Annotated in this window: 7 protein-coding genes; 1 reads left to right on the forward strand and 6 read right to left on the reverse strand. The window is 65.1% G+C overall.

The features are described 5' to 3' along the window. The 4 genes from Q0R23_RS17670 to Q0R23_RS17685 form a co-directional block, all read right to left on the reverse strand. A partial coding sequence (locus tag Q0R23_RS17670) for a PhzF family phenazine biosynthesis protein (RefSeq protein WP_293915192.1) occupies positions 1–671 on the reverse strand: 671 nt, incomplete at its 3' end. Positions 672–793: 122 nt separating this feature from the next. Beyond that, positions 794–1,990 (reverse strand): homocitrate synthase, encoded by a 1,197-nt coding sequence (gene lysS / locus Q0R23_RS17675; protein WP_293915193.1) that lies wholly within the window; start codon positions 1,988–1,990, stop codon positions 794–796. Positions 1,991–2,250: 260 nt separating this feature from the next. Beyond that, positions 2,251–4,008, reverse strand: a complete 1,758-nt coding sequence (locus tag Q0R23_RS17680; protein WP_293915195.1) for an NAD-dependent malic enzyme — start codon at positions 4,006–4,008, stop codon at positions 2,251–2,253. A 93-nt stretch (positions 4,009–4,101) separates the two neighbouring features. Then, positions 4,102–5,160, reverse strand: a complete 1,059-nt coding sequence (locus tag Q0R23_RS17685) for an ion channel (RefSeq protein ID WP_293915196.1) — start codon at positions 5,158–5,160, stop codon at positions 4,102–4,104. Positions 5,161–5,310: 150 nt separating this feature from the next. Here Q0R23_RS17685 and lysS (Q0R23_RS17690) point away from each other — a divergent pair, with 150 nt between their 5' ends. Continuing rightward, entirely contained in the window at positions 5,311–6,876 is a 1,566-nt protein-coding gene (gene lysS / locus Q0R23_RS17690; RefSeq protein ID WP_293915197.1) for a lysine--tRNA ligase, read from the forward strand. A gap of 77 nt (positions 6,877–6,953) precedes the next feature. Here the strand turns inward: lysS (Q0R23_RS17690) and Q0R23_RS17695 are convergent, their stop codons facing one another. Together Q0R23_RS17695 and Q0R23_RS17700 are read right to left on the reverse strand one after the other, a co-directional pair. Further along, complete coding sequence (locus Q0R23_RS17695; protein WP_293915199.1) at positions 6,954–7,223, reverse strand: hypothetical protein; 270 nt, start codon at positions 7,221–7,223, stop codon at positions 6,954–6,956. Between the two features lie 447 nt (positions 7,224–7,670). After that, positions 7,671–8,429 (reverse strand): RNase H family protein, encoded by a 759-nt coding sequence (locus Q0R23_RS17700; RefSeq protein WP_293915201.1) that lies wholly within the window; start codon positions 8,427–8,429, stop codon positions 7,671–7,673. Positions 8,430–8,455: the final 26 nt, after the last annotated feature.

Here is an 8,455-nt window from a genome sequence, read left to right on the forward strand (position 1 = left end):
GGCAGCGCTCGGCGCACGCTCAGCGCCCCAACCAGGCAGGCGAACATGTTGCTGCTGGCGGCGTCCTCGTCAAAGCCCCTCAGCGGTCCGAAGGCCCGGAAGGCCACGTCGGCCCGGCCCGCATCCAACGTGTAGACGACCAGGCCGGTGGTGCCGGTTCGCTCTCCCACTTCGCGCACGGCGTCCATGTCGAGCTGTAAGGCGTCTAGCTCAGCCAGGCTGCCGATCTGGAGCAGGAGGTTGGGCCGCTGGGTCTGCGCGATCTGAACGCTGGACGGGGTGAAGCCGAGTGAGCTGAAGTCTTCGTCTGGCACCGCCTTCATGCTCACGTCGCCTTGTAATAGTAACCATTCGCCGCCGCACAGTTGAGCCGGAACCTCCTGGCCCTTCATCCAGACGCTCGCCACGTCGGCAATCTGACCCTGCCCAAATAGCCAGCTCAGGGCGGCCAGCGCGGCGCTGTCGCTCTCGCCCTTGTCGCGAGTAGGCGTGAAGACGCGCAGATGGGCGCTGAGGCCGTCCAGTTGTTCGACGAACACGCTCAGCGGCGTTCCAGCAGCACCAGCGCGGGCCTGAAGGTCGCCCGACGCATCTGGAAAGACGGTGACGGTCTTACCGCCCAACACGTCAGCAGGGGAGAGCACGCGGTAGGCGGTGGAGAAGCTTGTCATGTCTTTATTTTCCGGCATTTGGACATTGGTGTTCAGTGCTTGCCCGTATCGCCCTTCCCGCGCCCTTACTTTTCCCACTCCCCACGACCCACTTCCGCCCTGCCCACGCGCCACAAGCCGCCCTACGCGCTCACCCACTCCCGCAGCACCTGCTCCAGATGCGCGTCGTCCAGCTCGCCCTGTTCGGCCAGGGCCTTGATGTGGTCGGTGACGCGGCGCAGGGCGTCCTCGCCGTAATGCAGGCCCATTTCCCGCGCCTTGTGCAAGATGGCGTGCTTGCCGGTGACCTTGCTGGCGGCCTGGATGGTGCGCCCCACACCGAAGACCTCCGGCGGAATGGCCTCGTAGGCGCCGGGATTCAGGTAGATGGCCTTGAGGTGCATTCCGGCCTTGTGGTTGTAGGCGAATTCGCCGGTCAGGTAGTTGTTCCAGGGAATCGGCAGGCCGACCATCCGGGCGATCATGTGGTCGAGGTCCGGCAGCATTTCCAGGTTGTACTTGGCCATCAGGCCCTGCGGATCGAAGGTGAACATCCGCGCCAGGAAGCCGCCCAGCGGCGTGATCCCGTTGCGCTCGCCGATGCCCAGAATGGTGGTGTCGATATGCGTGGCGCCCGCCTCGACGGCCTCGTAGGCGTTGCTGACCGCGCAGCCGGTGTCGTTGTGGCCGTGAAACTCGATGCCGCACTGCGCGTGAATGACCTTGCGGACCTCGCGCACCAGGGTATAGACCTGCCGGGGCGTGGCGACGCCGACGGTATCGGCCAGGCCGACCCGGTGGACGCCCAGGTCGCTGACGGCCTTGTAGACCGCCATCAGATCGGCCTCCTGCGAGCGGAAGGTGTCCTCGGCGGAGAAGCGCAACTCCAGATCGGGATGGTTGGTCTTGAGCCAGCCGATCACCTTCTGGGCCGATTCGATGATCTGGCCGATGTTCTTGCCGTGACTGAACTCGCGCAGAAAGCTGGAGGTGCCGAACAGCAGGTCCAGCCCGTCCACACCGAGGTCGACTGCCCGCTGCACGTCCTCCATGTGGCAGCGCACGTGGGTCAGCAGCTTGGCCCGCAGGCCCAGCCCGGCCAGCTTGCGGATGTCAGCCGCCGTCTGAGCGCTCACCATCGGCGTCGTCAGCTCGATGTACTCGGCCCCGAAGGCGTCGAGGGCACGCGCCACCTCAATCTTGTCGTCCGTCTTGAAGTTGCCGCGTGCGAACTGCTCACCCTCGCGCAGCGTCGAGTCGATGATGGCCCAGGAACGGGCGGGCAGCGTGACCGTTCCTGGCGGAGCAGTCTGGGGGCCGTGCGGGTCGGAGGCAGTCATTTGGAAAGTGTAGCGCCGGAATTTTACGAATGTCAAGCCAAAAGCGGCAAATAACTGTCAAATGAAAAGTGGCTGGTCGAAAACAGAGCCGGGTTCAGGCGGCGCCCAGGATGACGAGTAGCGGCCCATCACGGCCCAGGTCGGGTCAGCACCGCCAACGCTCAGCCTTCCCGCCATGCCTGTTCCCCACTTCCAAATCTTTTCTCACAAGCTACAAGCCATAAGCCGCAAGCCACGCGCCACAGGCGGCGCTCCGCGCCTCACAACTCCATCTTCCCGTCCGCCGCCAGCCGCAGCGGCAGGTATTTGGGCTGCCAGAAGCGCCGCTGCACGAACTCGGCCAGCTCGGCTTCGGTCAGGTTGCGCACCCGGCGCTCGGCGGCCACGCCTTCAAAAATGGCCTGCCGGGCCACCCGCACCGCCACCTTCACCGACACGTCCCTGATGCAGTCGATGGGTGGGTAGACCCGCCCGCCGTGCGCCGCCGTCTCGTCGGCCAGGGTTTCGGCGGCGGCCATAATCATGCCGTCGGTGATCTCGCGTGCCCGGCTGATGATGGCGCCGAAGCCCAGCCCCGGAAAGATAAAGGCGTTGTTGCCCTGGCCGATGGGGTGGGCCTTGCCGTTCAGGTGAACGTCGGCAAAGGGGCTGCCGGACGCGACGATGGCGGCGCCGTTCGTCCACCGCAGGGCGTCTTCGGGCTGAACTTCCACATGGGCGGTGGGGTTGGACAGTGGAAAGACGATGGGCCGGGCCGCATTGCCGTGCAGCGCCTCGATGATGGCGTGGCCGAACAGCCCCGGCACGCCCGACAGGCCCAGTAGCGCGGTGGCGCCCGAATACTTGACGGTTTCGAGCAGGCTGGGCCACTCGCCCGCCGTGAGCTGGGCCTGAACCGGCCAGTGCGCCACGTCGTCGTGGGTTTTGGCGAAGCTGAGCTGGTGGTCCTCCAAGTGCTGCCCGTGCATCAGCAGCCCGGCGCGGTCCACCACGTAGACCCGGCTGGCGGCCTGTGCTGGAGTCAGACCGGCGCGCACCAGGCCCGAACGGATCATGCCCGCCACGCCGATGCCGCCCGCCCCGGCGCCGACGATCACGAACACCTGGTCCTGAAAACGCTCGCCCTTGAGTCTGGCGGCGCTGATGAGGCCCGAAAGCGCCATCGCCCCGGTGCCCTGGATGTCGTCGTTGAAGCTGGGAATGACCTTGCGGTAGCGGCCCAGCACATGAAAGGCGGTGCCGCGCGCAAAATCCTCCCACTGGATGATCGCCTTGGGATACCTCGCCGAGACGGCTTCCACAAAGTGGTCCAGAAACTCGTCGTAGGCGGTGCCGGTCAGCCGGGTGTGATGCACGCCCAGGTATAGCGGATCGTCGATCAGGTCCTGGCGGTTGGTGCCCACGTCCAGCTCGACGGGCAGCGTTTTATCCGGCCCTACGCCGCCCGCCGCCGTGTAGAGGCTGAGCTTGCCAATGGAGATGGCCATGCCCCCGAAACCCTGATCGCCGATGCCCAGAATGGCGCTCGAATCGGTGGCGACGATCATTCGCACGTCGTCGAGCGGGACGTTTTGCAGCATCTCGTCGACCCGGCTGACGTCCTGGGTGCTGACCGACAGCCCACGCGGATAGCGGTAGATGTGGCTAAAGACCCGCACCGCCTCGCCCACCGTGGGCGTGTAGAGGATCGGCAGCAGCTCCTCTAAGTGATCGGCCAGGATGCCGTAGAACAGCACCTCGTTGCGGTCTTGCAGGGCACGCATGAACTCGTGCTTGTCTAGGTCGCTGACCTGCTGGCGGTAGCGCCGGAAGGTGCGCTCCTTTTGCTCCTCGAAGGTGGAGGTGTGCGGCGGCACCAGGCCCTCTAATTTCAGCAGTCGCCGCTCGTCGGGGGTAAAGCCGGTGGATTTGTTGAGCAGCGGAATATGCAGCAGCGAGAACCCGGTGACGCGCACGCTGAGGTAGCGGTGTCCGTCGGGGCCGCGCACGACATCGTAATAGCGGGAAACCTGGGCCATGAATAGCCAGAGTGTACCCTCTGGGCACCCCGACTTCGGCGGTCCCGGCGCGGTAACAGCCGATATGAGCCAGCGACGGGGCCAGCGACGGGGCTACCGGCTGGGCGTCTTTACAGGTGGGGTGGCCTCGGTGCCACTCAGGTGCGCGATGTCCACGTACAGCTCGCCTGCCGGGCTGCGGCGAAACAGGTCGCTGAAGCGGTGGTGCCACCTGAGTTCATGGGCCTTGTAGGAACTGCGGGCGTGGATGGTCTGCTGCACGGCCTCGTCGAGCGCCGAGAACAGCACCAGAATCTCGGCGTCGTGGTCGCGCAGCGATTGCGGGGTGGCGCCCCAGTACGGACTCTGTGGCGTGATCGGGTGAACGATGGTCCAGGCCAGCGGAAAGAGCGTGACCTGCGCGCGTTCCAGCTCCAGCGGCGTGAAGCTGCGTTTGCGCCGCTGTGCGGTAAGTGCCGGGGCGCCCTGGCCGGGCGGCGTCTGAGCTTCGGGGGTCTGAGCTTCGGGGGTCTGGGTTTCCGGCGTTTGGGTTTCGGGCGCCGTCTGGGCTTTGGGCGCCGTGAACTGGGTATGCACCACCTCGATGCGGGCGTTCATCAGTTGGCTGCGCCGCCCGTTGACCAGCCGGAACATCAGCGCCTGGCCGCCTTCAAACGGCGCGACCACCGCCCAGTGGCTGAACAGGATGCGGCTCTGGGGGCGCGAAAAGCGGGCGAACAGCACCCCCGTCGCCAGCGCCACGCCCAGCAGGCTGACGAAGGCTTCGAGTGTCACGGTCAGCTCGGCGGCCAGCGACACCGGATAGACGTGCCCGTAGCCGATGGTCCCGAAGGTCTGCACGCTGAAAAAAAAGCAGGCCAGGTAGCGGGCCTCGCCCAGCCGGGGCAGCTCACTCAGGGCGCCCGCGCCCATGCTGAAATAGGCCAGCCCGAAGAGGGCATTGAGCGCCAGGTACAGCCCACCCATGCTCAGGAAAAACAGCCACCACGGCGCGGTCAGCAGCGCACCGTAGACGCTGATAGCCTGCCAGCCCAGGCCCCGGCGCTCGACGTTGAACGTTCCGTCTTTGTTGAGGTAGCGTTCGCCCGATTCCTCGCTCACCACCCGGCCCAGGCCCAGGTCGTCCGGTGGGCGGCTGAAGGGAGAGGTCATGTGCGGAGCATAAGTCAAATCTTGTGCTCTGTTCCGGAGCTCACGGCGGCACAGGCGCGTCCGGCAGCATGAGCCGGAAGGAATTGCCTGGCTACGCCGTGCAAACTGAGCCGGTTCGTGCCCTGCCCCGGAAAACCTATACTGGAGGTTATGTCAGCCGACGATTCAGTCAATCCCGACTCCAACGATCAGCCACCGCGCCACCTTCACGAGCAGACCGTCGCCCGGCTGAGCAACCTCTCCGCTCTGGTCGAGGCGGGCTTTGAAGCCTATCCCTACAGCTACCCCCAGACCCATCACGCCGCCGAGGTGTTGGCCGCGCACCCCAGCGGTGAAATCGGTGACAGGTGGGAGGCCGAAACCTATAGCCTGGCCGGGCGGGTGATGCTGCTGCGCCACATGGGCGGCGCGGCCTTCATGGACCTGCAAGACGAGAGCGGCACCATTCAGCTCTACTTCGGCAAGAAGACCACCGAACAGTTTGCGGCCACCAAGAAGATCGACGTGGGCGACATCATCGGCGTGAAGGGCTTTGCGTTTATTACCAAGACCGGGCAACTGACCATCGAAGTCCAGAGCTGGACGCCGCTGGTCAAGAGCCTGCACCCGCTGCCCAGCAAGTTTCACGGCCTTCAGGACGAGGAGTTGCGGGCACGGCGCCGCTACGTGGACCTGATGATTAACCCTCAGAGCCGCGAAACCTACCGGACCCGCTCGAAGATCGTGCGCGGCATCCGGCGCTTTTTCGACGACAAAGGCTTCATGGAGGTCGAAGGCCCCACGCTTCAGACCGTGCCCGGCGGCACCGAGGCTAAACCCTTCAAGACCTTTCACAACGCCCTGTCACACGAGTTTTCGATGCGGATCAGCCTGGAGCTGTACCTCAAGCGGCTGCTGGTCGGCGGTTTCGAGAAGGTCTACGAGATTGGCCGCAATTACCGCAACGAGGGCGTGGACCGCACCCATAACCCGGAATTCACCATGCTGGAAGCGTACTTCGCCTACGACGACTACAACGGCATGATGGCACTGGTCGAAACCATGCTGCACGGCCTGGTCGTGGAGCTGCACGGCACGCCGGTCATCCAGTACCAGGGCCGGAGTGTGGATTTCAGCTTGCCGTTCAGGCGTCTGGATTTCGTCACGGCCCTGAAGGACGCCGCTGGGCTCGACTTCGATCCGCTGAATCTGGCCCAACTTCGCGCCTGGAGCGACGCCAGGCACCCCGAATTTCGCAAGGTGCCGGACTATAAACTGCTCGACAAGCTCGGCGGCGAGTACGTGGAGCCGACGCTGATTCACCCGACCTTTCTGGTCGATATGCCGCTGGTCATCAGCCCGCTGGTCAAGGCGCACCGCAGCCGCCCCGGCCTGGCCGAACGCGCCGATCTGTACGTGGCCGGGTTCGAGCTGGCGCCGATCTATTCCGAGCTCAACGACGCCCTGGTGCAGCGTGAGCGCTTCGAGGCCCAGACGGTTCGGCGCGACGCCGGAGACGACGAGGCCCACGAGCAGGACGAGGACTTTCTGCTGGCGCTCGAATACGGCATGCCGCCCACCGCCGGTATGGGCATGGGCATCGACCGCCTGACCATGCTGCTGACCGACAAGAGCAGCATCCGCGACGTGCTGCTGTTTCCGCTGCTCAAGCCCGAAGACGGCCAGCCGGACGGCTTTGACCCGCACACGCCGCTGCCGGAAGCTGAGCCGTCCTGATCTGAGCGACCGATGAATGCTGGGACGCCGATTCAAAAGCGTCCCAGTTGTGTTACCACTCACTTGAGATTTGTTCCTCAGATGCTGATTTCGCCGTTGCGCACCTGATTCGGTGCAGGCCGCAGCCAGTCGAATTGCCAGGGCTCGCTGGGCAGGCCACGGCTGACCTGTACGGTGGCGCCGCTGGAGAATTGCCACCGTTCGGTCTCGCGGCCCGGCCTGAGCCCGAACAGGCGGCTGGGCGTAGTGAAGCGGTCCGAGCGCAAGGTGCTGACCTGGCACTCTTCGCCGTGCCAGAGCCTGAGCTGGCGGCCTTGGTGGTCGATGCGGACAGGTGCTGTACTCATGCGCTCTCCTTAAGTTCTCATAGTTTAAGCGTCCGGTTCTTCCGGACAAAGTGGTCGGCCCACATTTGTTCAGTGCCCGCTTGAATTGGCGCAGTTTGATCGCACAATTTCGATCAGCTTGCATGCACTGGCTGACGCGGCCCTGATAAAGGGGGCTATTCAGTCAGAAATGAAGGAATTACAGGCGCAGCACTGTGCGGCTATTTCGAGATGTGACAGGGTTCGACGCGCCGTTTCGCTGCAAAGTTGTTGACCTTCAGGGCAGGATTAATGAGTGCGCGGCGTGATTTATGGGAATATCATGAGAGCAGCAGAGGTTCGTCTAGAGCAGTACTCCGAATTACGCCACGGAGAAAACAGCCTCCCCGCGCCTCCATTCTGCGTCCTGCTCAGTCAAAACTACTCGCTCCGCTCGGTCATAAAAAGACCCTTTTTATGACATCTGCTCTAAGCGTGGCCTTCCAGCCGCTCGAAGATCACCTGAATCTCGCGGGTTCCGGCCTGGGCTTTCGCGCTCTGCACCGCGTCCTGGGCGGCGCCGGGCAGGGCACGGTGGGGTTTCTCCCACAGGGCGGCGGCCAGGCGCGAGGCGTGGGTCACCACCAGCGTCTCGCCGGGCCGGGCCAGGCCCACCGCCGTAATCAGGGCACGGACGCTGCGGGCCAGCGGGTCGCCGACGGTTTGCGGCACCTGGGCGCTGATGCGCTCACCGGCCCGGCGCAGCGTCACCACCGCCGAGTCGCGCCAGGGCGCGTGGGTCAGGTTGACCTCGGCGTGGTGGCCCTGCGGCAAGACGGTAGAGCGCTCCAGCCGGGCGTCGTTGGCTAGGGTGTGCGCGAGCTGCATGTGCCGCCGCTCGCGCCTGGCCCGTTCCAGACGCAGCTCGATGCCCTGGGCCTCGGCTTCCTCGCGCACCCGCACGGCCTCCTGGTGCTGGGCGGCGCTGCGGCTGCCGTGCCGGATGGCCGACATGACGTTCAGGTTGTCGGTATGCACCGTCAGCGGCTGGCCCGGCGGCGCGTGCCTGAGCGCCTCGACCACTGCCCTGAGTTCGGTGGCGTTGTTGTCGCTGATCTCCAGGCGCCCGTAGAGGTACTGCGGCTCCTGATCCGGCACCAGCAGCACGATGCCGAAGCCCCCGCGCCCGGCGCCGCCCGTACCGAGCAGGTCCTCGTCATAACTGCCGTCCACGAATGCGTGATTCACTGTGCATCCAGGGTACGGCGCCGAGC

The organism is Deinococcus sp. (assembly GCF_025362455.1).
Classification (GTDB): Bacteria; Deinococcota; Deinococci; order Deinococcales; family Deinococcaceae; genus Deinococcus.